This window comes from Acinetobacter sp. X9 (genome assembly GCF_054889255.1).
The window spans coordinates 3,444,690-3,469,805 of sequence record NZ_CM142679.1 but is presented as its reverse complement, the minus strand read 5'-3'; the positions used below and the strand labels follow the sequence as shown (position 1 = coordinate 3,469,805).

General features: G+C 40.3%; 27 protein-coding genes and 1 riboswitch. Of the genes, 18 read left to right on the top strand and 9 right to left on the bottom strand.

Annotated features, from left to right (window positions below; all coding sequences use genetic code 11):
- Nucleotides 1–45 precede the first annotated feature (45 nt).
- Nucleotides 46–2,274: a primosomal protein N' gene (locus tag ACYU0V_RS16525; RefSeq protein WP_461848289.1), complete on the bottom strand. Its 2,229-nt coding sequence runs from the start codon at nucleotides 2,272–2,274 to the stop codon at nucleotides 46–48.
- A 148-nt stretch (nucleotides 2,275–2,422) separates the two neighbouring features.
- Here ACYU0V_RS16525 and gspF point away from each other — a divergent pair, with 148 nt between their 5' ends.
- The 4 genes from gspF (at nucleotide 2,423) to ACYU0V_RS16505 (ending at nucleotide 5,268) form a co-directional block, all read left to right on the top strand.
- Nucleotides 2,423–3,628, top strand: coding sequence for a type II secretion system inner membrane protein GspF (gspF, locus tag ACYU0V_RS16520; protein WP_017481971.1), 1,206 nt, complete (start codon nucleotides 2,423–2,425; stop codon nucleotides 3,626–3,628).
- 23 nt (nucleotides 3,629–3,651) lie between these two features.
- Nucleotides 3,652–4,167, top strand: a complete 516-nt coding sequence (gene gspG / locus ACYU0V_RS16515) for a type II secretion system major pseudopilin GspG (protein WP_017385392.1) — start codon at nucleotides 3,652–3,654, stop codon at nucleotides 4,165–4,167.
- A gap of 266 nt (nucleotides 4,168–4,433) precedes the next feature.
- A complete protein-coding gene (locus tag ACYU0V_RS16510) occupies nucleotides 4,434–4,778 on the top strand; it encodes a hypothetical protein (protein WP_372550602.1) in 345 nt (114 codons plus the stop codon).
- A 145-nt stretch (nucleotides 4,779–4,923) separates the two neighbouring features.
- Nucleotides 4,924–5,268, top strand: a complete 345-nt coding sequence (locus tag ACYU0V_RS16505; RefSeq protein ID WP_461848286.1) for a tRNA-binding protein — start codon at nucleotides 4,924–4,926, stop codon at nucleotides 5,266–5,268.
- On the opposite strand, the gene lnt is transcribed toward ACYU0V_RS16505, so the two are convergent.
- Nucleotides 5,265–6,824, bottom strand: a complete 1,560-nt coding sequence (lnt, locus tag ACYU0V_RS16500) for an apolipoprotein N-acyltransferase (RefSeq protein ID WP_014208253.1) — start codon at nucleotides 6,822–6,824, stop codon at nucleotides 5,265–5,267. The genes ACYU0V_RS16505 and lnt overlap by 4 nt on opposite strands.
- Nucleotides 6,821–7,660: an HlyC/CorC family transporter gene (locus tag ACYU0V_RS16495; RefSeq protein WP_002114976.1), complete on the bottom strand. Its 840-nt coding sequence runs from the start codon at nucleotides 7,658–7,660 to the stop codon at nucleotides 6,821–6,823. Before ACYU0V_RS16495 ends, lnt begins: the two co-directional genes overlap by 4 nt.
- A gap of 184 nt (nucleotides 7,661–7,844) precedes the next feature.
- Here ACYU0V_RS16495 and tusA point away from each other — a divergent pair, with 184 nt between their 5' ends.
- Both tusA and ACYU0V_RS16485 read left to right on the top strand, forming a co-directional pair.
- A complete protein-coding gene (gene tusA, locus ACYU0V_RS16490; protein WP_002053527.1) occupies nucleotides 7,845–8,102 on the top strand; it encodes a sulfurtransferase TusA in 258 nt (85 codons plus the stop codon).
- A gap of 132 nt (nucleotides 8,103–8,234) precedes the next feature.
- The gene (locus ACYU0V_RS16485; protein ID WP_461848284.1) at nucleotides 8,235–8,618 is read left to right on the top strand and encodes a hypothetical protein; all 384 of its coding nucleotides are present in this window, start codon (nucleotides 8,235–8,237) and stop codon (nucleotides 8,616–8,618) included.
- An 86-nt stretch (nucleotides 8,619–8,704) separates the two neighbouring features.
- On the opposite strand, the gene ACYU0V_RS16480 is transcribed toward ACYU0V_RS16485, so the two are convergent.
- Nucleotides 8,705–10,417, bottom strand: a complete 1,713-nt coding sequence (locus tag ACYU0V_RS16480) for an electron transfer flavoprotein-ubiquinone oxidoreductase (RefSeq protein ID WP_005804177.1) — start codon at nucleotides 10,415–10,417, stop codon at nucleotides 8,705–8,707.
- A gap of 187 nt (nucleotides 10,418–10,604) precedes the next feature.
- Here ACYU0V_RS16480 and ACYU0V_RS16475 point away from each other — a divergent pair, with 187 nt between their 5' ends.
- From ACYU0V_RS16475 to ACYU0V_RS16455, 5 genes are all read left to right on the top strand, one after another.
- The gene (locus ACYU0V_RS16475; RefSeq protein ID WP_002114653.1) at nucleotides 10,605–11,216 is read left to right on the top strand and encodes a DUF1285 domain-containing protein; all 612 of its coding nucleotides are present in this window, start codon (nucleotides 10,605–10,607) and stop codon (nucleotides 11,214–11,216) included.
- A gap of 46 nt (nucleotides 11,217–11,262) precedes the next feature.
- The gene (gene murI, locus ACYU0V_RS16470; protein ID WP_461848283.1) at nucleotides 11,263–12,129 is read left to right on the top strand and encodes a glutamate racemase; all 867 of its coding nucleotides are present in this window, start codon (nucleotides 11,263–11,265) and stop codon (nucleotides 12,127–12,129) included.
- A gap of 118 nt (nucleotides 12,130–12,247) precedes the next feature.
- The gene (locus ACYU0V_RS16465) at nucleotides 12,248–13,252 is read left to right on the top strand and encodes a DUF4062 domain-containing protein (protein WP_461849962.1); all 1,005 of its coding nucleotides are present in this window, start codon (nucleotides 12,248–12,250) and stop codon (nucleotides 13,250–13,252) included.
- A 73-nt stretch (nucleotides 13,253–13,325) separates the two neighbouring features.
- Nucleotides 13,326–14,342 (top strand): ferrochelatase, encoded by a 1,017-nt coding sequence (gene hemH / locus ACYU0V_RS16460; RefSeq protein ID WP_461848281.1) that lies wholly within the window; start codon nucleotides 13,326–13,328, stop codon nucleotides 14,340–14,342.
- 23 nt (nucleotides 14,343–14,365) lie between these two features.
- Complete coding sequence (locus tag ACYU0V_RS16455; RefSeq protein ID WP_461848279.1) at nucleotides 14,366–15,010, top strand: MBL fold metallo-hydrolase; 645 nt, start codon at nucleotides 14,366–14,368, stop codon at nucleotides 15,008–15,010.
- On the opposite strand, the gene ACYU0V_RS16450 is transcribed toward ACYU0V_RS16455, so the two are convergent.
- Nucleotides 15,007–15,201: a DNA gyrase inhibitor YacG gene (locus ACYU0V_RS16450; RefSeq protein WP_002114956.1), complete on the bottom strand. Its 195-nt coding sequence runs from the start codon at nucleotides 15,199–15,201 to the stop codon at nucleotides 15,007–15,009. The two genes, ACYU0V_RS16455 and ACYU0V_RS16450, sit on opposite strands and share 4 nt — an antisense overlap.
- Before the next feature lie 87 nt (nucleotides 15,202–15,288).
- On the opposite strand from ACYU0V_RS16450, the gene ACYU0V_RS16445 reads away from it, so the two are divergent.
- The 5 genes from ACYU0V_RS16445 to ACYU0V_RS16425 all read left to right on the top strand — a co-directional run bounded on the left by ACYU0V_RS16445 (nucleotide 15,289) and on the right by ACYU0V_RS16425 (nucleotide 18,522).
- Nucleotides 15,289–15,927, top strand: a complete 639-nt coding sequence (locus tag ACYU0V_RS16445) for a class I SAM-dependent methyltransferase (RefSeq protein ID WP_078224410.1) — start codon at nucleotides 15,289–15,291, stop codon at nucleotides 15,925–15,927.
- Nucleotides 15,917–17,122 carry a TIGR03862 family flavoprotein gene (locus ACYU0V_RS16440; protein ID WP_461848277.1) on the top strand — a complete coding sequence of 402 codons (1,206 nt, stop codon included), beginning with the start codon at nucleotides 15,917–15,919 and terminating at the stop codon, nucleotides 17,120–17,122. The genes ACYU0V_RS16445 and ACYU0V_RS16440 overlap by 11 nt, the downstream gene beginning before the upstream one ends.
- A gap of 78 nt (nucleotides 17,123–17,200) precedes the next feature.
- Nucleotides 17,201–17,611, top strand: a complete 411-nt coding sequence (locus ACYU0V_RS16435) for a GFA family protein (protein ID WP_032062892.1) — start codon at nucleotides 17,201–17,203, stop codon at nucleotides 17,609–17,611.
- Nucleotides 17,612–17,655: 44 nt separating this feature from the next.
- A riboswitch (Fluoride riboswitch) is annotated at nucleotides 17,656–17,722 on the top strand.
- A 124-nt stretch (nucleotides 17,723–17,846) separates the two neighbouring features.
- Complete coding sequence (gene crcB / locus ACYU0V_RS16430) at nucleotides 17,847–18,227, top strand: fluoride efflux transporter CrcB (protein WP_151821913.1); 381 nt, start codon at nucleotides 17,847–17,849, stop codon at nucleotides 18,225–18,227.
- A gap of 166 nt (nucleotides 18,228–18,393) precedes the next feature.
- Nucleotides 18,394–18,522: a hypothetical protein gene (locus tag ACYU0V_RS16425; RefSeq protein ID WP_461848275.1), complete on the top strand. Its 129-nt coding sequence runs from the start codon at nucleotides 18,394–18,396 to the stop codon at nucleotides 18,520–18,522.
- Nucleotides 18,523–18,687: 165 nt separating this feature from the next.
- Here the strand turns inward: ACYU0V_RS16425 and ACYU0V_RS16420 are convergent, their stop codons facing one another.
- The 3 genes from ACYU0V_RS16420 to ACYU0V_RS16410 form a co-directional block, all read right to left on the bottom strand.
- Nucleotides 18,688–19,020: a HopJ type III effector protein gene (locus tag ACYU0V_RS16420; protein WP_002114866.1), complete on the bottom strand. Its 333-nt coding sequence runs from the start codon at nucleotides 19,018–19,020 to the stop codon at nucleotides 18,688–18,690.
- Between the two features lie 250 nt (nucleotides 19,021–19,270).
- Nucleotides 19,271–19,525 (bottom strand): type B 50S ribosomal protein L31, encoded by a 255-nt coding sequence (locus ACYU0V_RS16415; protein WP_005301976.1) that lies wholly within the window; start codon nucleotides 19,523–19,525, stop codon nucleotides 19,271–19,273.
- Nucleotides 19,526–19,626: 101 nt separating this feature from the next.
- Nucleotides 19,627–20,925: an ABC1 kinase family protein gene (locus ACYU0V_RS16410; protein WP_461848273.1), complete on the bottom strand. Its 1,299-nt coding sequence runs from the start codon at nucleotides 20,923–20,925 to the stop codon at nucleotides 19,627–19,629.
- Between the two features lie 256 nt (nucleotides 20,926–21,181).
- Between ACYU0V_RS16410 and ACYU0V_RS16405 the strand changes: the two genes are divergently transcribed.
- The gene (locus tag ACYU0V_RS16405; RefSeq protein ID WP_104075040.1) at nucleotides 21,182–22,429 is read left to right on the top strand and encodes an SfnB family sulfur acquisition oxidoreductase; all 1,248 of its coding nucleotides are present in this window, start codon (nucleotides 21,182–21,184) and stop codon (nucleotides 22,427–22,429) included.
- Between the two features lie 32 nt (nucleotides 22,430–22,461).
- Nucleotides 22,462–23,712, top strand: coding sequence for an acyl-CoA dehydrogenase family protein (locus ACYU0V_RS16400; RefSeq protein WP_005301987.1), 1,251 nt, complete (start codon nucleotides 22,462–22,464; stop codon nucleotides 23,710–23,712).
- 35 nt (nucleotides 23,713–23,747) lie between these two features.
- Here the strand turns inward: ACYU0V_RS16400 and abeM are convergent, their stop codons facing one another.
- Complete coding sequence (gene abeM, locus ACYU0V_RS16395) at nucleotides 23,748–25,094, bottom strand: multidrug efflux MATE transporter AbeM (protein WP_320539453.1); 1,347 nt, start codon at nucleotides 25,092–25,094, stop codon at nucleotides 23,748–23,750.
- Between the last annotated feature and the right edge of the window lie 22 nt (nucleotides 25,095–25,116).

Genomic DNA, 25,116 nt, shown 5'->3' with positions numbered 1-25,116 from the left:
GTGTAAAGCCAAAAAGGCTTCTTCACACCATGATATTCAAGCCATCTAATTAAATTCTTGCGGATCAACATCAATTGAGAGTCGAAGTTGATGCTGCCGTGGTGCATGAACCAATTGTGACCACCATTGTCTTAAGTAAAAATGGAGGCGAGCACGGTCAGCAGATAAAATCACCATGTGGGCGCGGTAGCGTCCAGCTTTACGCTCCATAGGGGCTGGAATTGGCCCCCAAATATCAACAATTTCACCTGCAATTTGGCGTAATTGTTCCGCCGCTTCATTTAAGAAATGTAAGGTGTAGTCGCGATCTTTGGATTCTGCACGTATCAGTACTGCATAACGGTAAGGCGGCAGCAATGCGACTTTACGCTCCGCAAGAGTCTGTTTAGCAACCGCCCGATAATCTTTTTCGATGAGTGTGGTGAGTAAAGGGTGATCTGGTCTTAGGGTTTGTAAATAAACATGGCCTTTATGTTCACCACGGCCTGCACGTCCAGCGACTTGTACAATTAACTGAGCAGTACGTTCTGGCGCACGGATGTCGACACTAAGTAACCCCGCATCAATATCTAAAATGGCAACCAAAGTCACGTGTGGGAAATGATGACCTTTTGCCAGCATTTGAGTGCCAAGCAAAATTGTTGGTTTGTTTTGATGAATCCGATCATAAATTTTTTGCCAGCTACCGACACGACTGGTACTGTCACGGTCAACCCGAATCACATCATAGTCTGGAAATAGTTCTTGTAAGTGCTCTTCAACCTTGGCCGTTCCAGCACCTAAGGTTTTTAGGCTTTTTTGCTGGCATTCAGGGCAGTGATCGGGCAAGCGATGAACAGTACCGCAGTGGTGGCAGTGTAAATAAGAATAAGGCTGAGTGTGCAATGTAAAATGCGCATCACAATGTGGACAATTTGCTTGCCACCCACAGCTTTCACAAACCAGTACAGGTGCATAGCCACGACGGTTTAAAAAGATTAAAACTTGTTCTTTTCTAGCTAATGTATGTTTGATTTGTTCAATAAGGGGCTGGCTAATTCCATGCTGTTTTTTGACAATTTTAAGGTCAATCAAATGCATTTTAGGCAAAAGTGCATGTCCAGCACGTTTGTTGAGTTGCAGTAAGGTTAATTTGCCAGTTTCGACCAAATAATAACTATCTATGCTTGGAGTTGCTGAACCTAAAATAACAGGGCAGCTTTGTAAGTGACCTCGATAAAGAGCGACATCACGCGCATGGTAGCGGAAGCCTTCTTGTTGCTTATAAGACAGATCATGTTCTTCATCTAAGATGATGAGGCCCAAACGTGGCAGTGGCGTATAGATGGCAGAGCGCGTTCCTAAAATAATAGATGCTTTGCCAGTCTGGGCCTGTTGCCATGCCTGCAAGCGTTTGGAGTCATTTAAGCCCGAGTGTAATAGAGCAATATCACAGTTAAAACGTGATTTAAAACGAGAAATCGTTTGAGGGGTTAGACCAATTTCAGGGACTAACACCAGTACTTGCTTACCTTGCTTTAGCACTTCGTGCATGATGTGCAGATAAACTTCAGTTTTACCACTTCCTGTTAAACCATCTAATAAAAAGGCTTGGTATTGATGCTGTGCGTTTACGACGTGCTGGGTTGCTTTCTTTTGGTCTTCATTTAGCGTGAGCGGCATTTGTGCCAATTCAACAGGCGATGGGCTAAAGTCGTGCGGTTCAAGCGTACAGTCAACCAGTCCTTTCTTTTGAAGTGCTTTAAGCGTAGCCGTTTCTACACCACTTAAATTAAGAATATTCTCTGTAGTTCCGGCAGGGTGTAATTTTAAAATTTGATACGCGTCTTGTTGCTTAACAGAGCGTTTAAGAAGTGCTTCAACATTATCACATGGTGTGATTTTCCAAAGATGGAACAAAACATCCATCGGTTTGCCCTGACGCAATAACGCGGGTAGGGCCGTTTGCATGACCTCACCAATTGGAAATTGGTAATATTGCGCGGACCATGTCAATAAACTTAAAACTTGTTCATCTAAAATAGGTTCTTCATCTAAAAGGTCAGAAATGGCTTTAAGCTGAAATGTGCCTGTAAATGATTCACTTGGGTCAACTTTTTCAGTAATGATGCCAATCAGATTTTGGCGTCCAAATGAAATAGCGACGCGTGAGCCTACGTGAGCCCGTTCATATTGTGCTTGGGTGATTGTATAGTCAAAAGTGTCGTACAGATGCACAGGTACGGCTACACGCACACGATAAACAACTGAATCAGGCTTTGGCGTTATGGTCATAGAGGCTCATTTCGTCAATTTTAAAAAACGGCATAGCGTCGTGAAGAGTACTTGGGTATTCTACACAGGCTATAGAACGAATATGAATGATTGCGTAGTATAGATGCAACAGCAGCGACTATTATTTTTGGAAAATTAGAACATTACCATGCCTGCATATCAATTTACTGCCATTGATGCTTCAGGGAAGCAGCAAAAAGGGGTGCTTGAGGGAGACTCAGCGCGCCAGATTCGCCAACAATTACGCGATAAAGCATGGACTCCCATTAGTGTTGACCCTGTTGAACAAAAAGATAAACATCAGAGTCAGGGGTTATTCCAAAAAAAGTTCAGTGCTTATGATTTGGCGCTCATGACCAGACAACTTTCGGTTTTAGTTGCAGCTGCTATTCCACTTGAGGAAGCTCTACGCGCCGTAAGTAGGCAAAGTGAAAAAACACATGTGCAAAATCTTTTATTATCTGTTCGTTCTCGAGTCTTAGAAGGCCATTCACTCGCACAAGGTATGCAGCAGTCTGGACGTTTCCCTGACCTTTATATTGCAACGGTGGCTGCTGGCGAGCGTTCTGGGCATTTAGATCTCATTTTAGATCAGCTTTCGGATTACACCGAAAACCGCTTTGCCATGCAAAAGAAAGTTCAGGGCGCCATGATTTATCCAATTATTTTAATGCTAATGTCTTTTGGTATTGTGATGGGTTTAATGACTTATGTTGTGCCAGAGATTGTAAAAACTTTTGATCAAAATAAAGATGCTTTACCGTGGATTACAGTCGCTTTAATGAAAGCGAGTGATTTTATTCGCCACGCGTGGGTATTTATTATTTTTTTTGCAGTGGTGGGTGTTGTTGCATTCGTACGGTTTTTAAAAACCACTGCTGGACATTATGCTTTTGATCGATTAACACTCAAATTGCCATTATTCGGTAAACTGTCCCGTGGTATTAATGCTGCACGATTTGCCAGTACCTTATCTATTTTGACACGATCAGGTGTCCCTTTGGTCGACGCCTTAAAAATTGGTGCTGCTGTGACCAACAACTGGGTCATCCGCGATTCAATTGCACAAGCAGCTGAGCGAGTGACAGAGGGGGGTAACTTAGGTACGCAACTGGAGCGCAGTGGTTATTTCCCACCAATGATGGTACAAATGATTCGAAGTGGAGAGGCATCAGGCGAGCTCGACAGGATGTTAGAACGAGCATCGACCATGCAAGACCGTGAGGTGACGACATTTATTTCAACCTTACTGGCATTACTTGAACCGCTTATGTTGGTTTTAATGGCAAGCATTGTACTGGTTATTGTAATCGCGGTTATGCTGCCAATCGTAAATATGAACAATATGATTTAATAACTTTGATATTAGAGATAATGATGAAGATGGTCATGAAACAAAAAGAGCACGTTAAGGATGCTCAAAAAACCTCAAGCGTAGCTTTCGGACTTGCGGCACGTTCGAGCGGTGCCCGAATGAAACGTGCCTCAGGCTTTACTCTCATTGAAGTCATGGTCGTGATTGTAATTTTAGGTGTGTTAGCAGCTTTAATTGTACCAAATGTCATGGGGCGTAGTGAAAAAGCCAAAATTGATACGACTCAAATTGCATTAAAGGGTGTGGCGGGTGCTTTAGATCAGTACAAGCTTGATAATGGCCATTTCCCAACCATGCAAGAAGGTGGGCTAGATGCTTTGGTTAATCAGCCAGCTACAGCGAAGAACTGGATGCCAGGTGGCTATGTAAAAGGTGGTTATCCTAAAGATAGTTGGAAAAACGATATTCAATATGTCATTCCTGGGGCAGATGGTCGAGCTTTTGACTTATACTCATTTGGAGCAGATGGCAAAGAAGGCGGTGAAGGTAATGATGCAGATATTTATTATCAACCTTAATTAAAATGTAATGGAGATTATCAATTCAGTTAAAATATAAAATGATAAATACGAATTGATAATCTCTATCAATCAGTAAAATATAATAACTAACTGAAAAATATAAACTAAAGTTAATATGGATGTTTGAGATTTATAATAAGAATTATTCCCATATTTAATAGTTACAAGAAAGTTAAAATGTAGAGAAAAATAAGCTATATATTTAAATAAAACCTTTGCATAATAATTAAAAAGCACTTTATTCAATTAAAAGGAGAGATTAAATGAAAGCATTTCTCATATTAGATGAAATGACGCAGTTTCATTGGGTAATGCTCAAGTCTGTCCTATTGATTTTGGGTTTGTTGCCGATTGCTGAAGTTTCATTAAAGTTATGGCTGAGTACAGAGGGAAGTAGCCAAATTATGATTGGTTTCTTCGCATTAAGTATTGTGAGCGCATGGTTAATGGTGAGCTTCTTTACAGCATTAAAAGCGAGTGTCTGGAAAGCTAAACAATTATCTACTCAATATGAGCAATTTCTTTTTAGAGCTTACCGTTATGTACCTATGGTCTTTTTATCGAGTTTAGTTGCTTATTTATCTTTGCAATTATCAATCGCTTTTTAATAATATTTTAAAAACAAATTTTTAGATAAAACGTAGACTAAACATCTACGTTTTATTTTTTAACTGGACTTAAAAACAGGGTGTTTCTTCATTTGTACATATTATATGCTTCAAATCAGTAATTTAAGAATATGGGAAATATGAAATGGAACAAATCGAGTGGAATGATTTTTTAAAAGTAGAGCTTCGCGTTGGTAAAATTATTCAAGCCGATGTTTTTGAAAAAGCGCGTAAACCTGCTTATATTTTGCATGTGGATTTTGGTGAGGAATTAGGTGTACGTAAATCAAGTGCACAGATTACAAAGCTTTATCAGCCACAAGATTTGGTGGGTAAATTAGTCGTTGCTGTAGTAAATTTCCCTAAAAAACAAATAGGGCCTATCCAGTCGGAATGTTTAGTGACAGGATTTCATAATGCAGATGGTGACGTTGCACTTTGTATCCCAGAGTTTGAAGTACCTCTGGGATACAAAGTTATTGTAGATTAGCGACGAGATTTAAAAGAAACGTCAACTTTACGCGGACGATAAACCCAACCTAAAATCAGCAGTAAGACCGCGAATCCTAAAATTGGATAATCACCTAAACGGTTATAAAGAGTTTGGCCTTGCATAGCAGGTAAATCGCCTCTCAAGACAAACTCTTTATCGATTGGTGCTTGTTCAGTGATATGACCATTTTGATCAATAAACGCTGTTACACCTGTGTTGGTTGCACGAATAAACCAGCGGCCATTTTCTTTCGCGCGCATCTGCACCATTTGTAAATGTTGCCAAGGCCCAGCAGTGCCCGTAAACCAAGCATCATTCGATACAGTCACCAAAAAGTCGCTGTCTTCTGCATTACGTCTTGTCAGATTCGGGTAAGCCACTTCATAACAAATTGCAGCAGCAAGTGCATGCCCTTTAATTAAGAGGGGTTTCTGGTCACTCTCACCACGTGTAAAACCGCTCATGCTAATATCATTTTGCATGGCTGGTAACACCCAAGAGAGTAAACCTGAAAGAGGGATGTATTCACCAAATGGAACAAGACGCTGCTTTTTATAGAGTCCACTTGAATCACTGCCAGAAGCCATAATACTGTTGTAATACAGCGGGCTACCAACTTGATGTGATTTTGCAACATCCCAGTAGGGAATTCCAGTTACCCATGCAGTATGGTTCTTTTTAGCTTGTGCATCCATTGCATCCAAAAACGGTTCAATATCGGTTTGGAAAAGCGGAATTGAAGACTCAGGCCATACAATCAGATCACGGCCCCATTCAGATTGTGTCAAACCAGCATAAATTTCTAATGTTCTAACTTGATATTCGGTTAGCCATTTTAAATCTTGTGGAATGTTACCTTGAATGAGCGAAACGCTAAGTGGTTTAGCAGCTTTAGGTTTTACAAACTGAATATACGATGCTCCCCATGCACCCAAAACCAATAGGGCAGAAGGGATAACCCAAAAAATACGTTTACGCAGAACTTCAACTAAAGCACATGCTAATACAATGACGACGAAGGAAATTGCATAAATACCAAATAGCGGTGCATAACCATCGAGTAAACGTTCAGTAAAAGCGTAACCTACAAACAACCATGGGAAACCTGTAAATACCCAAGTTTTTGCCCATTCGAAAACAATCCAGAGCGGGGCAAAAGTAAGTGGCGTTTCAGGGAAGAATCGTCGGTAAACCCATGTCTGAAATGCTGTAAATAAACCCATGACAAGGGCCATAACAGCGATCATACATACGCTTAAAAATGCATTGGTATCGCCATATACATGGATGGAAGTATAGAGCCAGAAAGCGCCTACAAACCATAAGCCAAAGCCATAGCTCCAACCAATCGCAAAGGCTTGTTTAGCTGAGCGCTTATGTAATGTTGCATAGAGTAGGGCTGGAGATAAAATTGCCAACCACCACCAATAATAAGGTGCCAGTGAAAAACTGAACACGGCACCTGAAAATAAAGCAATGAGTAAAGGAAAAATTAAAGGAAGCTGTTTTTGTTGTTGCGAAGAATCTAACAGCTTTTCAAAGTATGCTCTCATTGACGTACAGCTCGAATCAGATGAATAGTGCGGGCATCTGCTTCAACAATTGTAAATAACCAATTTCCAAGCTCAACAGTTTGACCTTGTAAATCACTTACTAGACCAATCTCTTGAAGCAATAAACCGCCGACAGTTTCTACTTCATCGTCAGAAAAATCAGCATCTAAAACAGTATTGAAATGTTCAATTGGTGTAAGTGCTTGCACCATCCATGCATTTGCTACCGTATGGTCATTGTCAGGAACAATATACTGAGCATCTTCATCGACCGTGTCGTGCTCATCTTCAATTTCGCCAACGATCTCTTCAAGAATATCTTCAAGCGTAACAAGACCGGCTGTTGAACCATATTCATCAATCACAATCGCAATGTGAGTCTGAGTATGTTTTAACATGCGCAGTACCTGATCGGAACGTGCACTTTCAGGAACAAATAAAGGCTGGCGCATAAGAACTCGAATATCGACTTTGGTATTCGGTTCAGTTAGAAACGGCAACAAATCTTTTGCAAGCAAAATCCCGACAACATTGTCAGGCTGATCGGCAGAGAAGACTGGAAAGCGTGAGTGAGCAGACTCGACGAGTACATCAAGAATATCAAGTAATTGATCATCTTCTTGCAAACTGATCATTGCTGTTCGTGGCGTCATGACTTCACGAATTTTTGTAGCTGGAAGGTCAAGAACGCCTTCAAGCATAGCAACAGTATCTGGTTCTAAAAAGCGGCGTGAATTTTGGACTAATTTTAATAATTCATCACGGGTTTCTGGCGCTGTACCTAACCATTTTCGTAAGCCTCGCATTCCCCACGACGGACTTGGTTCCTCTTGCATGATCTTTCCTAAAGACTCAATGTATCAAATGAATACACAGATCATACCGAAGAAAAGATGCTTATGCATCTATAAAACAAGCTAAAAGACAAAACGTATATTGTTATGTAAAAGCCAGTTACAGTTAACAGCTCAGTAATTTGTTTATGCTAAAATGTGAAAATTCTATTTGTTCGAGTTTGTTATGTCAGAGCAACCCATTTCACCTACTGTACAACTCAATACGCGTGGTTTACGTTGTCCGGAACCTGTCATGATGTTGCATCAAGCCATCCGCAAATCTAAGTCTGGGGATGTGGTTGAAGTCTTCGCAACAGATAATTCGACCTCGTGGGATATTCCTAAGTTTTGTATGCATTTAGGACATGAGTTGTTGTTGCAAGAAGAACGCTTAGATGAAAATGGTCATAAAGAATTTCATTATTTAGTGAAGAAAGGTTAATAGGATAATAAGGCTTCTAATAAAGACGATTAGAAGCTATGAATAATTTAACTTTAATTTGAAATGATAATTTTTTACAAATAAGAATCGTTATATAATTTATAAAATTAAGCATATAAATGACGTATAAAAATGAATGATTATTTTGTGAAACGAAGCTTATTAATCTGTCTTTGGTTTTTCACTATTGCTGGTTTATTATTACATTTAGAGATCTCTTGGTTATCTGAAACTGTTGCTATCATTATTATATCTATTCTTATTATTTTAGGTTCAATTCTACTCGGTTATAGAAATACATATTTTGCTCCTGAACCAAAGATAAAGATGAGTTTGATCTTGCATACAAGGTTTCTCGGGCTGATGTTAATTCTTGATTTATTATTTGGTAAATCGGTTTGGTACTACGATTTAGCGCGGAACTTTGGTTTTCTTGGCTTATTTTTATTAGGCACATTTATTTTCTATAAAAAGAATTTTAATTTAAACGTAGCAAAAATACCGCCTTTTCAATAAATGAATACTAATAAAAAAGCCCCGAATAATCGGGGCTTTTTTATTACATATTAGGATATGAGCCGCGGCTAAAGCGGCGCAAGGAATTACATGTTAGGGTAATTCGGACCACCGCCGCCTTCAGGCGTTACCCATGTGATGTTTTGAGATGGGTCTTTAATATCACAGGTCTTACAGTGAACACAGTTCGCTGCGTTAATCTGGAAGCGTTTAGAACCATCATCATTTTCCATGATTTCGTAAACACCAGCAGGGCAATAGCGCTGTGCAGGCTCATCCCATTTTGGTAAGTTCACATTCACTGGAATTGAAGGATCAGTAAGCTTCAAGTGAGCTGGCTGGTTTTCTTCATGTACAGTGTTTGAAATAAACACTGAAGATAAACGGTCAAATGTAAGTTTGCCGTCTGGTTTTGGATAGTTTGGCTTAAAGCTTGTTGCATCAACAGTTTTCAATGCAGCAAAGTCTTGCTTCAAGTCATGTAAAGTGAATGGCACTTTAAAGACATTCTGGTCGATAAAGTTAAATGCACCACCCATCCATTGACCAAATTTATGCATTGCTGGACCAAAGTTACGAGAGTTATAAAGCTCTTCTTTTAACCAGCTGTTGTTAAATTTATCAGTGTATGAAGTTAATTCTTTAACGAATAAATCTTCGCCTTCAGTAACACGTGCAATCGCAAGATCACCGCCTTTTTCTACACCCGCAGCAATCGCTTCAAATACAGCTTCACCACATAACATGCCTGATTTCATGGCAGTGTGTGAGCCTTTGATTTTTGCAAAGTTTAAGAAACCTGCGTCATCACCAATCAAGCAACCGCCCGGGAAAGTCAATTTAGGCAATGAGTTGAAACCGCCTTTCACTACCGCACGTGCGCCGTAAGAAATACGCTTACCGCCCTCTAAATACTGTTTAATCAGTGGATGAGTTTTCCAGCGCTGCATTTCCATAAATGGATACATGTGTGGATTTTCATAAGACAAGTCCACGATCATGCCCAAAGTCACTTGGTTGTTTTCAGCGTGGTATAACCACCAGCCACCTGAAGAAGCTGTTTCTGCTAAAGGCCAACCTGCACCGTGCATGACTAAGCCCGGTTTATGTTTTGCTGGGTCAATTTCCCAAAGCTCTTTAATCCCGATACCGTAGTGCTGAGGATCAGCATCTTTATCAAGGTTGTATTTCGCAATGAGGCGTTTGCCTAAGTGACCACGGCAACCTTCAGCAAAGAGAGTGTATTTAGCGTGAAGCTCATAGCCTGGAGTAAAGTTATGCGTTGGTTCGCCATCTTTACCAATACCCATGTCGCCTGTTTGAATACCTTTTACAGTACCATCTTCATGGTAAAGCACTTCAGATGCAGCAAAGCCAGGGAAGATAGAAACTTCTAGTTCTTCAGCTTTTTGACCTAACCAGCGAACTACGTTACCTAAAGAGATCACATAGTTACCATCGTTGTGCATGGTTTTAGGAACCATCCAGTGAGGTACTTCTTTAGAAGTGGTGTCTGAAAGTAAGAAGAATGTTTTGTCTTCAGTTACAGGGACATTAAGAGGCGCGCCTTCATCTTTCCAGTTCGGGAAAAGTTCATTGATGGCACGTGGCTCAAGCACAGCACCAGACAAGATATGCGCACCTACTTCAGAGCCTTTTTCAACTACACAAACAGAAAGATCGGGTAAGTTTTTTTCAATCGCTAATTGACGGATCTTAATCGCAGCAGATAGACCTGCAGGTCCTGCACCTACGATGACAACGTCAAACTCCATCGATTCACGTTCGATGTGTTCCATGTAGGACTCCTCAATACTTAAAGGTGGCAACCGTCATATTCAGATAATTCGGTGCTGCCGTGAGTGTTTTAATCCATAGGCGCAAATATGCTATTGTGCCTTTTATCGTTTGGGCTAGTATAGTTTTAAACCATGATCTAGCCAATTGGCTGAGTCGTAACATTTTTTCGTCAGCAAGGCATAAACTATGGTAAATCAAAATAATTCACCATCGGATATGGGAAAAATACCGTTATCTGATGATAAAAACTTAATGAACATTGCACAATACTTAAAAGGTGTACAGCAAAGTCACAAAAGGTCAATTCCACCTTTAGAGCAGTGGCATCCAAAGCATTGCGGCAAAATGGATTTGACGGTGAAATCCAATGGAGAATGGTGGCACGAAGGTCAATTAATCAAGCGCCAAGCTCTATTAGATCTGTTTACCAAAGTCCTATGGAAAGAAGAAGGCAAATTCTACCTGAAAACCCCTGTAGAACAAATTGAAATCGAAGTTGAAGATGAACCTTTATTAGTCAATCAGGCAGATCAGGTCGAAATTTCAGGTGAGCAGTTTTTACAACTGACCACCACTAACCAAGATGTAATTTTGGTTGATGCAGAACATCCTATTTTTATGCGTGAATATGCAGGAGAGTTGCGTCCTTATGTGCATGTCCGTTTTGGGATTAATGCACTGATTCAACGTCAAGCTTTCTATCATTTGGTGAACTATGGAACACTGATTGAAAACGATAAAGGTGAAACTATTTTAGAGCTAAAAAGTGGTAATTTGCTCTTGCAATTAGGCACTTGAGGTTTAAGCTTTAGGGAGTGAAATTTTCTGACACTTCAGTACAGCTATGACCGCCATACAACCTTTATTTTCCGAGCTAGAACCTATGCCTAAAGCATCAGCAGATGCCCCAATTGGTATTTTTGATTCGGGAATTGGAGGGATGTCAGTTGCAGCAGAAATTGCTAAATATTTGCCTAATGAACGTATTGTGTATTATGCCGATACTGCCTACGTTCCGTATGGTCCACGCTCTGATGAAGAAATCAGGGAACTCACGGCGCGAGCAGTCGATTGGCTATATCGTCAAGGCTGTAAAATTGCAGTTGTAGCCTGCAATACAGCTTCCGCATTTAGTCTTGATCATTTGCGTGAGCATTATGGTGAACACTTTCCAATTGTTGGATTGGTTCCAGCATTAAAACCTGCCGTATTACAGACGCGTTCTAAAGTGGTTGCCGTCTTGGCAACGCCTGCTACTTTTCGAGGGCAACTCATTAAAGATGTGGTCGAGAAGTTTGCTGTTCCGGCAGGTGTTAAAGTGATGACTTTAACTAGCCTTGAACTTGTTCCCTGTGTAGAGGCAGGTCAGCAAATGGGTGAGGCATGTTTAAAGGCATTAAAAGAAGTTTTACAGCCTGCTGCTGATCAAGGTGCTGACTATTTAGTGCTCGGTTGCACGCATTATCCTTTCTTAAATCAAGCAATTCATCACCTTTTTGATAACCAATTCACACTAGTTGATTCTGGATTGGCAGTTGCCCGACAAACAGCCCGTATTTTGATAAAAAATGAGTTATTATGTGACCAAATAGGTCAGAATGTTGCACGTATTGAATGCTACGTTAGTGGGAATAATGCCGAAGCACTGCAACCTGTTTTACAACATATGATTCCACACGAGTTAACTTGGACGCTACACAATCTGAATTGAGCTCTGTTGTAGGCATTCAGTATAAAGCTTTTTTATATTTATTTTTTCTTATTTGGGGCGGTTCATAATCTTGGCTTATTTAGGCCATCTTAGATTATGGGGCGATAAGGGTATTGTTATGCTCGATACACGCTATCAGATCTTTATTTCAACGTCAGGTCGCGATATGCAGCCAGAGCGGATGGTTCTGTCTCAAACCTTGGTAGGGATGGGTTTCTTTGCTTGGGGATTAGAACAACGAACACCCCTAACAACCACACTTGCACGTCGGCAAATTGATGAATGTGATTACGTTGTTTTGCTGCTAGGTAGTCAGTATGGTGAACAATCTATTTCTGGCGCTAGTTACTTTGCTTTAGAGTATGAATATGCCTTAAGTCAGGCTAAACCTATTATTGTATTGATGCACGAGCAGCCCGAAAGTCGTGATATGCATTTACAAGAAACACATCCACAGCTTAAAGATAAATTTCTCGCATTTAGAAAAAGGTTATTACTTGATGCGAATCATATTTTTTACTTTAAAACTCCACGTGAACTAGAGTTGGCTGTCCGTTTAAATATGCCTTTAATAGTTGAACAGCATATGGGACAAGGTTGGGTCCCTGCTCATCAAGCTCATCACTTAGAAGATGAAATTAAGTTATTAAAAAGTAAAATTTTACAGTTAGAACAACAATTAGCAGAATCATCAGCTCAAATAAACGAAGTTGCTCCTCAGGATGTTTTTGCATTTGAATATCAAATTCAAGCATTTCAGGATGGGAATTTTAAAGAGCTTAAACGACAACGACAAATGACTTGGTCGCAGTTGTTAAGCATATTGGCAAAGCAGTTTGAAACAGCTACACCAGAAGAGAATTTTGGGACATGTTTAAATGAATATTTAAATCAGGCTGGCTTAGAAGATGCTCGTCAGGAGTTACCTCGTGCTCATGCTGTTGCCTGCGCTCAGATTAACCATAAAGCATTGTTTCGGATCAAAAAGCAAATGCAGTCACAGGGCTGGATTGTTCCAACTCAGACTGAACAATCCTATAGCTTATGGAAAGTCACAGCTAAAGCTCAAAAGTTATTACTTAGCTATAAATGGAATCATCGGGGCATTCGATTAAAAGCTTAGAGCGATTCAATTTATATATGACAATAAAAGCTGTTACATTAGTGACATAAGATGAATTGAAAGGCATTTACACATGTCGTTTGAACAAAAACCGAAAGTCACAGTCATTTTAGCGAATTTAGGTACACCGGATGAGGCCACTGTTCCTGCGGTTCGCCGTTTTCTAAAGCAGTTTTTATCTGATTCACGTGTAATTGAAATACCGAAATTCATTTGGTGGATTATTTTAAATCTGTTTGTTTTACCTTTTCGCCCAAAAAGGGTAGCACATGCCTATGCTTCGGTATGGTCAAAAGATTCGCCGATGCGTGAAATTGTGTTTGAGCAAACTCAACGTATTCAGGCTTATTTGCAGCGAGAAAATAATCAGTTTGATTTAACCGTGATACCGGCGATGACCTACGGTAATCCGGGTATTGACGCAGTTTTAGAAAAATTGGCGACTAACCCGCAAGAGCATGTCATTCTATTGCCTTTATTTCCTCAATATTCCGCAACGTCTACAGCGCCGTTATATGATGCATTTGCCAAGTGGATTCCAGCTCAGCGGAACTTGCCGGGTTTAACGATTATTAAAGACTATTATCAACATCCAATGTTTATTCAGGCATTGGCAGAAAGCGTTTTAGCCTACCAAGAGCAGCATGGTAAACCTGAAAAACTGTTGATGTCATTTCATGGTATTCCACAGCCTTATGCAGACAAAGGCGATCCTTATGCAGACCGTTGTCGCATCACAGCAAAGTTAGTCGCTGAAGCCTTACATTTAAAAGATGATGAATGGGCGATTAGCTTCCAGTCACGTTTTGGGAAACAAGAGTGGGTTAAACCTTATACAGACCAACTTTTGCAAGATTGGGCGAAGCAAGGCGTTAACTCAGTACAGGTATTAAGCCCAGCTTTTTCTGCTGACTGTTTAGAGACACTTGAAGAATTAGCCATCCAAAATGCTGAGTTGTTTCAACAAGCTGGCGGTGGTAGCTATGCTTATATTCCAGCTTTAAATAGCGATCAAGCCCATATTGATTTGCTTGCAGGATTAGTTCAGGCTAATCTTGATGCCCTTACTTATACCTTAGCCCACCGTTAATTGCGTTTTAGCCAGAGGTTCTTATGCTGCAAGTCAAAATTGTTCCAGTTACTGCATTTGCCCAAAATTGTTCTCTTGTTTGGGACAGTGAAACAAAAGAAGCAGTTTTGATTGATGCAGGTGGTGACGCTTCAGTTTTGAAGAAAGAAGTAGAAGCCTTAGGTTTAAAAGTAAAGGCACTATGGCTCACTCATGGGCATTTAGATCACGCAGGGGCGGTGGGTGAACTCGCACAAGAATGGAGTGTCCCTGTTGTTGGTCCGCATAAAGAAGATCAGTTCTGGCTAGATATGATTCAGGAAGTTTCAGCACGTTATGGCTTTCCAATTCCACAGTCTGTTAAAGTCGATCAATGGCTTGAAGGCGGTGAAGTGCTAAAACTGGGTGAAGATGAGTTTGAGGTACGTTTTGCGCCGGGTCATACACCAGGACATGTTATTTTCTATAATAAAAATCATGGTTTACTTTGGACTGGTGATGTCTTGTTTAAAGGCTCGATTGGCAGAACAGACTTCCCGCGTGGAAACCATGATCAGTTGATTGAATCGATTAAACGTGAGTGTTTTAGTTTGCCAGATGATACTCAGTTTATTTCTGGACATGGTCCAATGAGTACCATTGGCTATGAAAAACAATTTAACCCGTTTGTCGCGGGTAAAGCTGGTTAATCCTCATAATCATCTTCATTTTGACTACCCTTGTTATGCTGAGGCGCATCTTGGGTAGGCAGTCTATATTCATCATTTGCCCAAGCACCTAAATCAATTAATTTACAGCGTTCAGAGCAAAATGGACGAAATTCGTTACCTTCCCAAACACTTGGTTCACCACAACGTGGGCAGGGAAATGTACGTGGCATAAAGCGATATCCTCAAAGTGAAGAGAAATAGATTAGGCAAAAGTCAGGTGACTTGTTAGACTTATGCCGATTTTTATTTAGTTTGATGTGATTATGCAGATTCGTCAATTTCAAGCACAACGTATGCAAGCGCCTCGCGATTTTACCCCAATTGAAAATACCCCGATTTGTGTAGAAATTGGAGCGGGCAAGGGTAAACATGCTTTGCTTTTTAGCGGGCAACAGCCGCAGCACACATTGTATGCAATTGAACGAACCCGAGAAAAATTCTTGGCAATGCAAAAACAGCATGGTCTGGAACCAAGAGATAATTTAATTCCTGTACATGCAGATGCTTTACCGTGGGTGGTACATGCACTACATCCTGCTCAAGTTGAACATTTCTTTATTCTCTATCCAAACCCAGAACCCCATAATCCAGCACAGCGCTGGTTGAATATGCCATTTTTTGAGTTCTTAATCTCTCGTCTGCAAACAGGTGGAACCATTACTTTGGCAAGTAATATTCCTGAATATATTGAAGAAGCTGAACAACAATTAATTAATGTCTGGAAGCTGCCTTACCAAAAAGAAAAAATTGCTCAAACATCTGCACGTACTCATTTTGAAATTAAGTATTTGGAACGTGGAGAACTTTGCCAACAGCTTGTGATCACTAAACCTGAAGGTTACAGCACACGTTTTGATGAGTTTGCCCCATTACAAGGTCAAGTGCATGGCGAATAAGCGGGTTGCCATTATTGGAGCAGGCCCAGCAGGTCTTATGGCTGCTGAGGTGTTGAGCCAATATGCTTATGATATTGATGTATACGAGCAAAAACCTTCAGCTGCACGTAAGTTTCTGATGGCAGGGAAAACGGGGTTAAACATCTCACATGCTGAACCATTAGCGCAGTTTATTGAGCGCTATGACCATGCAGAATGGCTCAAACCGTGGGTTGAAAAGTGGGATGCAGTCTGGATTCAAAACTGGATGAAAAATCTGGGAATTGAATCTTACGTTGGCACCTCAGGTCGCATTTTTCCTGTCGAAATGAAAGCGGCCCCTCTGTTACGTGCTTGGCTAAAACGCTTAGCAGAACAGCAAGTTAAATTCTTTTATCGTCATCGTTGTATTAATTTGCAAGGCACAACGGTGACTTTAGAAAACCAAAATAATCAAAGCACTGAAACTTTTACCCAGCAATACGATGCAGTCGTGTTGGCTTGCGGTGCGGTGTCGTGGTCACAATTGGGCAGTGATGGTGCTTGGCAGCAATGGGTTGATCAATCCAATATTGAACCTTTCCAGCCAAGTAATGCAGGTGTACTTCACACTTGGTCAGCTTTTATGGAAAGCTGTTTTGGTGAGCCTTTAAAACGTATCAATGCGTGGGTTGATCCTAGCCAGATTACTCATGGCGATATTGTGATTACTCACTATGGTTTAGAGAGTGGCGTTATTTATAAACTTGGACGTGCTTTACGAGAACAACAAAAACAAGGGAAAAGCTTAAATTTGTTTTTAGATTTATTGCCTGATGTAGAGTTGTCACAGTTAGTTAAAAAATTACAAGTTAGCAAAAAACAATCACTCACCAATATCTGGCGTAAAGCAGGCTTAGACACGGCCAAGATTAACTTAATTCGAGAAGTGGTCGATAAAGCACTATGGAACCAACCAGAGGCTATGGCTCAGCAGATCAAAGCGCTTCAAATTAAGTTAGAGGGGTTTAGACCCATTGAAGAAGCGATTAGCTGTGCTGGTGGTGTTAAGCAGAATGCATTAACTGAAAGCTTAGAGCTTAAACAAACCTCAGGTGTTTTTTGCTGTGGTGAAATGCTGGATTGGGATGCTCCTACGGGTGGATATTTACTTACAGCATGCTTTGCTACAGGGCGAGCGGCTGGTGAGGGTGTGCATTCATTTTTAGAGAAATAACAGGATGATTTGGTGCTATGTTTGATATGTGAAAAGTGTTATTTTTGAGCGATCAATAATAATGGGATTTACGAGAACATGTCTCAAGCATCACCAGTTTATCAAGGAAGTTGTTTATGTCAGGGTATTCGCTATGAAATTAAGGGCGATATCGGAGATATTATTCAATGTCACTGTCAACGCTGCCGAAAAGCCAATGGAACAGCATTCGCAACGAATGCTCCTGTTAAAAGTACAGATTTTAAAATTACCCAAGGTGAAGACCTTGTCAAAAAATTTGCTGTGAACGGGGTATATCGTTGGTTTTGTAGCGAATGTGGTTCACCGCTTATTAGCTCGCGTGATGCGCAGCCTGAATTATATCGCTTAAGAATTGGGACACTTGATACACCACTAGACCAAAAGCCGACAATGCATATTTTTGCTGCTTCTAAGGCGGAATGGGAATGTATTCAGGATGATTTACCACAATTTGCTGAACGTCCATGATTTAAAAAGTATGTTTTAATCAAATTTTAGATGATTTAATATACTTAAAACGGGGAGATGGCATTCCTCCCCTGAAAAACCGCCGTATTGGCTAATGATGCCTACGTTACCCTCATGTATTTATATCGCTGGGTACGTAGGTTATTGCGTACTCTGCTTATTTTTGGAGTACGCTGTGTCATATTTCCCTTCATTATTTTTTGCTCTTTTAGCGTCTATCTAAAGGGGTGGTCCTATGTATTACTCTCTACTTTCAATTGCTTTAGGCTCAGTTCTAGGGGCATGGCTGCGTTGGTTTTTAGGTTTAAAACTCAACCCGATTTATCCGCAAATTCCACTTGGTACAGTGACTGTTAATTTAGTGGGTGGCTTTATTATTGGCTTTGCGATGGCTTATTTTGCTCATAGTGATTTAAGTCCGAATTATAAGCTTTTTGTGATTACTGGTTTTTGTGGTGCTTTAACTACGTTTTCAACTTTCTCGATTGAGATCGTCACTTTATTACAAAGTGGTAAGTTGGGAATGGCTATGTTGGGGATTTCTATCCATTTAATTGGGTCTTTAATTTTTACGTGTTTGGGGTTGGCGACTTATTATTGGGTAGCGGGCAACTGATTATTCGGATGTTTAAGGAGCGAGATATGCGGTACGGCCTCCGTTTTAAGATGTTCTCCAATACCATTTGTATAGGCATACCTTACTTTTGAAAGATCAAAAGTAAGCAAAAATCTTTTGTTTCGCTGATGCTACAACCATGTAGCACAGCAAAACTGCGGCATCCATGCCGCTTGTCACGATAGTAAATGATGAATTAAAAACTCCTGATTTATTTTGGGATTTGATACGCGTTAAAGTCATCAACAGCCTGACTGAAATCAGCTATATATTGTTTTTGCAAGATATGGGATAAGTGCAAACAGATAACAGGTTCTGTTGATGAAAATGGTTTTGCCTACTTTTCCCAAAAGAAAAGTAGGTCGAGCCGAAGGCTAATCTAGATATAGAACGTCACTGAAAAAACTCTGTTGTGACAATCTTCTAATTTAAGACATTTCTATTATTTATTTAAATCTTATTATTTTTCAGTTAAAGCCTGACCTTCAAACTTGACACCATCCCAACCATTTTGCATAAACTGACGAATATTTTGATGATCAGTTCCTTCTGGTGTAGCCAATACAGATGCGTAGTGTTCTGCAAATAAACTTAAAGTTTGTGCTTGGTCTAAACCTTGTAACTTGGCAAAAGAGAAAACTTTTGCACTGCCTTGATTTTCAGTAGCAGCGTTATGCTGTGCACCATTTTGAAAAGCCGTTGGAGTATGTTGGTAACGTGCTTCAATATGAGCTAAAACGTCTGAAAATTTTGCTGTGCCTGCTTGTAATTGGGCAAGTAACTCTTGTGCCATAATCTTAAACTTCCTATCAAATGGGGCTTAAGCATAGCATTGAATACATGCTTTGAAAGCTTGGCAATTATAAAAATTGAGGAGTTATTGAAAAAAAGCAGAAGAGTTTTTATACAAGTTGTGGATAAGTTCTCTTTTATACACAACATAAAAATATCGAAAAAATACACATAAAAAAAGAAGCCTAAGTGGAGGAGATAGTCTTAGGCTTCCAATGATTTAAGTGTATTGGTCAAATCTTAACGTAAGATTAACTCTTACGATTAAAGCGAGCGAAGCGTTTATTAAAGGTTGCAACACGGCCTTCGTTACTTGCTTGACGTACTTCACCTGTGTAGAAAGGGTGAGATGCACTTGAAATATCAAGGGTTACATAAGGATAGACTTTTCCTTGATATTCTTTGGTTTGTTTAGACTGAAGAGTACTACCAATTAAGAAGTACACGTCTGCATTGGTGTCATGAAATAACACTTGTTGATAAGCAGGATGAATATCTTTACGCATGAGAGATTGTCCTAAATTATTTTTGATTAAAGAAATGTTATAACATAACAATTAAAAAGTCAATGTAACCCCTAGAAGGCTACATTGATCAGTAAATTAAGTTAGTTAGAAGGTGGGACAAGCTCTTCAAATAAACCGTTCAGATTGTCATGTACTTTTAAGTGAATTAGGTTCCAGTAGTGTCCTGAAATGGTTCTATTGACCATTAGGGTATCTGGTGAAGGCTTAAAGACATCCCAGTACTTCAAAGATTTTTTCACAAGCAACATGCCATCATGATGTGATGAGTTCTCGGCAAAATCATAAGTAGTGGTAAGCGGACGTAATAACACTTCAATCCAGAGTTTATAAAGATCGCTCGGGAATTTGCCTTTTTCGGCTAGTGAATGTAGCTCAAGTAACTCAGTTTCAATAAGATCAATATCTTCATGACGAGCTGCGTTCACCAATCGTTTAAAGCTATATACAATTTCATTGGAAAGCGTTTTAACACTGCCATAGTCATAAATAATGACACTGCCATCTTGGCGGAAGGCAAAGTTACCCGGGTGAGGGTCACAGTGAAAACGTTTTAAAAAGAACATTTCCTGGCCTAAAGCACGAATCAAACGACGTCCAATCGTATTTCGAATTTCAATGGGCCATGCACTGGCAGTTTCAATACTGTCACCTTGTTCGAGGCTCAAGGTTAAAATACGTCTTGAAGAATAATCTTTATAAACAGTAGGGATGATAATTTTGTCATCTAACTGGCTGTGAAATGTTTTGAAAACTTCAAGGTTTTGAGCCTCAATTTCATAGTTAAGCTCTGCCGAAAGACTATCCTGAATTTCTGCAAAAAGCTGATCTTGTAGCTTTTTATCAATTTTAAGTACGCCCATTAAACGAAGGGCTAAACGTACTTGTTTTAAGTCACTTTCACAGGCCTCATCAACACCTGGATATTGCACCTTAACAACAACTTGTTCACCACTTGGCAGGACAGCTTTGTGAACTTGTCCAATTGAAGCAGCTGCAAAAGGTTCTTGATCAAAAGATTTAAAGGCAACATTCAGCGGTTTGCCAAGCTCGCGTTCAACTTGTTGCTGAATAGCAGCAAAGGGCATAGGGGGAGCTTGGCGCTGCAACTTAGAAATCGCTTTAGCAACTTCGGGTGGGAAGATATCTTTATATTGCGATGCAATTTGGCCGACTTTCATGACGGCACCTTTCATTTCGCCTAAGGTGTCGGCAATTTGCAAACCAATATCCTGAAATAACTTGGTTTTTGAAGCCAGCTTTTGCTCTTCATCTGCGGTCAAGTTTCGAATCGAGTTAGAAACGGTTTTCGTTGCAATGCTCGCGGTCATTCCTGCAAGTTTCATAAATCGTTTGCCAGGTGAACTTGCATTCTTTGCCATATCTTCGATACCTCGTTGACTACAACATAATATTGTCTAGTTTTGATCATAGGTGACAAAACTTAAAAAGCCTATATGAAATTGTTTAGCGCATGTAAGAAAATTTTCGAAAAACAAAACGTTATTTTTAAAGTAAAAAATGTGAAAAGCTTTTCAAAATTCATTTCATAAACAAAGCTTTAATAACTATAAAGTCGCTGTTTTTTTAGTGCTAAGGTGAAGGACATGTTAAATAAAAATAGAGATAACAAAAGTTATGACAAGTTTAAGTTCGGCCCATGGGCGGTCTCAGGCGGTTCCTTTATCTGTGTTTGAGCAGTCAAAAGATGCGCATATTATTCGTTCTGATGAAGAGGCAATTGAGCTTGCCAAACAACTTGCTCAAGAGTTTGCACAAGAAGCATCTGAGCGAGACAAAGAGCGCCGTTTACCTCTAAACGAAATTCAACAGTTCTCACAAAGTGGCTTATGGGCTATTACGGTTCCCAAGCAATTTGGTGGTGCCCAAGTTAAATATCGAACCTTGGCTGAGGTCATCAAAACAATTGCGAGTGTTGATTCATCTCTTGCACAGCTTCCCCAAAATCACTTGGCTTTTATCGAACATTTACGTCTTGATGCAGGCCCAGAACAACAACAGTTCTTCTTTAACTTAGTGTTGAGAGGGATTCGTTTTGGCAATGCATTTTCGGAAAAACATAGCAAAACAGTGGCTGACCTCACTACCACATTAAAAAAGACTGAGCACGGTTATGAAATTAATGGGAAGAAGTTTTTTGCAACTGGCGCATTGCTTGCACATTGGGTTCCAATTGTCGCTGTAAATGAACAAGGGCAGCCTTATGCGGCACTAGTTCCTCGGGAAACTTCTGGCGTTAATATTATTAATGACTGGTCTGGTTTCGGGCAAAGAACCACAGCCAGTGGTACGGTAGAGTTAAATCAAGTACCAGTACGTGAAGAATATCTAATTCCGATTTATCAGGCTTTCGAACGTCCTACACCGGCAGGTGCAATTTCACAATTTATTCAAGCTGCTGTTGATGCTGGTATTGCACGTGGCGCGATTGAAGAAACAATTCACTATGTCAAAAATCATAGCCGTGCATGGGTCGATTCAGGTTTAGAAAAAGCGAGTGATGATCCTTATACGATTGCAAATATTGGCGATTTAAAAATAAAACTTCGTGCAGCAGAAGCGGTATTAGATTTAGCAGGAGATGCGATCGATCAAACGATTGCCGACACGACAGAAGAACATGTAAATCAAGCGACATTATTAGTTGCTGAAGCAAAAGTACTCACTACAGAAGTTGCGATTTTAGCAGCCAATAAGCTTTTTGAGTTGTCTGGAACACGGTCAACCTTGTCTGAGCTTAATCTGGATCGCCATTGGCGTAATGCGCGTACTCACACCTTGCATGATCCAGTGCGTTGGAAATATCACATTGTCGGTAATTACTACCTCAATGGCATCCATCCACCTCGTCATGCATGGAGCTAAAGTGAAGAAAAAATAAGATTAGGAGAATAAAGATGACGATTACCCAAATTGAATTAGAAGAACTGTCTGTAGGCGCCGATTATGAAAAGGTCGCAAGTAGATTTCGCCCAGTTTTTGAAAAAATTGCCCAAGGTGCAATTCAGCGAGAAAAAGAACGAATCTTGCCTTTTGAACCGATTCAGTGGTTAAAAGAACTCAAGTTAGGTGCGGTACGTGTTCCGGTTAAATATGGTGGAGATGGGGTGTCATTACCGCAACTTTTCCAGCTTTTAGCAGAATTGGCGCAAGCAGACTCGAATATTGTTCAAGCTTTGCGTGGACACTTCGCTTTTGTTGAAGACCGCTTAGTTGCCCATAAAGAGCATTCGCAGGAGGTTTGGTTTCAGCGTTTTGTACAAGGTGATTTAGTTGGGAATGCATGGACTGAAGTTGGAAATGTGCAAATCGGTGATGTCGTTACACGAGTAACCAAAGATGCTTCGGGCAACTTGGTAGTGAATGGTGAAAAGTACTATTCAACCGGAAGTATCTTTGCAGACTGGATCGATTTATTTGCTTACGATGAAGTAAATGACCGCCACGTGATTGCTGCTATTTATCGCCATGAAACGGGCGTGAGTGTGATTGATGATTGGGATGGCTTTGGTCAAAAGACAACGGGTAGCGGTACTTTAAAAGTACATCAGGTTCATTTACCAGCTTCGCACCTTATTCCATTTGACCAACGTTTTAAATATCAAACTGCTTTTTATCAGGTTGTCCACCTTGCAACCCTAACAGGGATTGCACATGCGGCAGTAGAAACTTTTAGTCAAGAAATACGAGAGCGAAAGCGTATTTTTAGTCATGGTAATGGTGACCTTGTTCGTCACGACCCACAAGTTTTACAGGTGGTGGGTAAAGCCTCTGCTCAAGCCTATGGAAGTCTAGCAATTACGATTAAAACAGCTGAAGCATTACAGAAGGCTTATGAAAGTCACTTTAGTGAGTTAGAGGTGAAAGAACATCAGTTTAATGTAGATGCTGAGCTCGAATCGGCGCAAGGGCAGGTGGTGATTTCTAATTTGGTACTCGATTTAACCAGCCAATTATTTAATGCTTTAGGCGCGTCAGCAAGTAGTCAGGTCAAACAACTCGACCGTTTCTGGCGTAATGCGCGCACGGTATCTTCGCATAATCCGCTCATCTATAAAGAAAAGGTGATTGGAGATTGGGAAGTAAACCGTACCGATTTACCTTTTGTCTGGCAAATTGGAGCAAGCCCGCGAGCCAAGTCTGCATAAAATAAAAAAAGCCGATGTTTCATCGGCTTTTTTTATTAGGTTTTGCTTAAACGTTTGGTATTTAAATAAAGCCTTGAAAGTAATAAAACACAAGCAATGCTTAAACCAATAATTAAACCTAACCACACGCCAGCTACACCCCAATGGGTATAACGTGCTAAATAAAGTCCAATAGGGAAAGCAATCACCCAATATGCCATAAGCGTAATCCACATCGGTGCTTGAGTATCTTGCATACCTCTTAAACAGCCTGCGGCACTCACTTGCAATGCATCCATCAACTGATAACCCATTGCAAACCAGAGTAAATACATGGCAACAGGAACCACATCTATATCTTGAGTATAAACCGAGACAATTTGTTCACGGCCTAAGGCAATAAAAGACATGGTCAATAAGGCAAAAAATATTGCTGTGCTCAAACCAATTTTTTGTACTTGGTACATCGAAGCCCAGTTCTTTTCACCATAATAGGTTCCCACACGAATGGTCAGGGCAATCGCAAGTGAAAGCGGAATCATAAACAGCACAGAGGTGACTGAAATTGCAACTTGATGTGCTGCAATAAACACTTCACCTAGTGGGCTAAGCACCAATGCGCCAGTACTAAAAATACTGACTTCAAAGAACACAGCTAAACCGATTGGCAAGCCAAGCTGTAAAATTCTTTTTACCCAAGTCAGGTTAATTTTATCGAATCTGCTAAAAATAGAGGTGTTTCGGTAAGCCGAAGCTTTATAAATATAGCCAGCTAAAGTAATTAGCATGAGCCACTGTAAAATGGATGTTGCAAAACCACAGCCTGCACTACCTAAAGCAGGTATTGGTCCTAACCCATACATAAAGATCATGTTAAGAGGAATCAAAACCACTAAGGCCAATAAGCTAATGACCGTTACAGGACGTGGATGGCCTAAAGCCTCAGAATAACCGCGTAGGGCTGCGTACATGGTCACAGCAGGCATGCCTAAACCAATCGCATGTAAGAACAAACTTGCTTTAGGCTGTAAGCTCTCTGGTACGCCAAACACATGCAAGAAAAACGGCATGAGCTGCAAAATGAGCATAGCCATTACGCCTAAAATGATGGCGACCCATAACGATTGACGGACAATGACAGGAATTTGTTCTGTATTTCTTGCACCTTTTGCTTCAGCGACCAAAGGTGTAGTTGCAATCATAATGCCACTGAACAGGAGCATGACTGGGATCCATAAGCCCACACCTACCGCAATTGCTGCTAAATCGGTTGCAGATAAATGCCCAGCCATAATAGTGTCAATTAACCCAAATCCCGCTTGAGCAAACTGGGTAATTAAAATCGGTAGCATTAAGTGGAAGAGTTGTTTTAATTCAGACCGAAAAGATGTGACATTCGACACAAAAGGTACTCTTTTTAAATAT